At 45.9% G+C, this 1339-nt stretch carries 1 protein-coding gene; it reads left to right on the top strand.

The features are described from left to right. Positions 1–1339: PhoX family phosphatase (locus A3738_RS27865; RefSeq protein ID WP_068764000.1), on the top strand; the 1339-nt coding region annotated here is incomplete at both ends.

Here is a 1339-nt window from a genome sequence, read left to right as displayed (position 1 = left end):
AACCAGGTGCTACATCAGCCTATGAGGGTGACCCTAATTCACGTCCAAGTTCAAAAGAAGCAGCACTTCAGACAGGTCTTGGTCACGATGGTATGTGGTTCTTCCCAATGGATTTCAAACGAGCGAGCCGTTACGGAAAGCATTACCCTATGCGTAACGATGCGGGAATGCTGTGTATTAATCACGAGTACGGAACGAATACGCACGCATTAGGGAAAGATCTTCCAGAGAACTTGGAAGATGTGCGTTTGTCGCAGAATATACATGGCGTTTCTGTCTTGAAGATTAAGCGCAATTGGAGAGGCCAATGGCGCACAGTTAAAAGCAAAAATACGCGCCGTATTACCGTTAATACGCCAGTGCAGTTCTCTGGGCCAGCGGCGGATTCTCCATTATTACAAAACCCAGCAGGTAATATTGCACTTGGCACTGTGAACAACTGTGGTGCCGGGTACACGCCATGGGGTACGTATCTGACTTGTGAAGAAAACTTCAATGGTTACTTTGGCTCTATCAGTGAAGTGACACCAACAGAAGAACGAGCGCGTTATGGTTTTAATCAATTTGGTTTTGGTTATGCATGGTACGCATTTGATAAGCGTTTTGATTTGAATGACGAAGACTACGTGAATGAGGCAAATCGCTTTGGTTGGATTGTTGAGATCGATCCATTCGATGGCACGCAAAAACCTGTTAAGCGCACTGCACTTGGTCGTTTCAAGCACGAAGCTATTGCGATTAAAGAGCTAGATGACGGTCGCGTTGCTTGTTACATGGGCGATGACCAACGCTTCGATTATTGCTACAAGTTTGAGTCATCGATGGCATGGGAACATGCAATTGCTGATGGCAAGAGCCCGCTAGACGAAGGTACTTTGTATGTTGCTCGTTTTAACGAGGATGGCTCTGGGGACTGGTTAGAATTGTCTATGGATGTTCCAGCTCTAGCGGCTCGTTTTAATGATATGGCTGAGTTGTTAATCAACACGCGCATTGCGGCAGATATTGTTGGTGCAACGCCTATGGATCGTCCAGAGTGGACGACGATAGGCAAAAATGGAGAGGTCTTCTGGACGCTCACTAATAACTCTCGTCGAACTGAACCAAACGCGGCAAACCCTGAAGCACCAAACTCTAATGGCCATATTATTCGTACGACGGACAATGGTTCCGGTAGTTTCTCTTGGGATATTTATATTCTTGCTTCAGATACTGTGAATGAAGAGATTGCATTCTCATCTCCAGATGCAGCATATGCGGATGAAGATGGTCGTTTATTTATCGGCACAGATGGAGGTCAGCCACAAGGTTTGCAGGATCAGTTGACAATCTTTGATAC

This window comes from Oleiphilus sp. HI0066, assembly GCF_001635725.1.
Note: the sequence above shows the minus strand (reverse complement) of the source record. Positions and strands in the feature narration are given on the sequence as shown.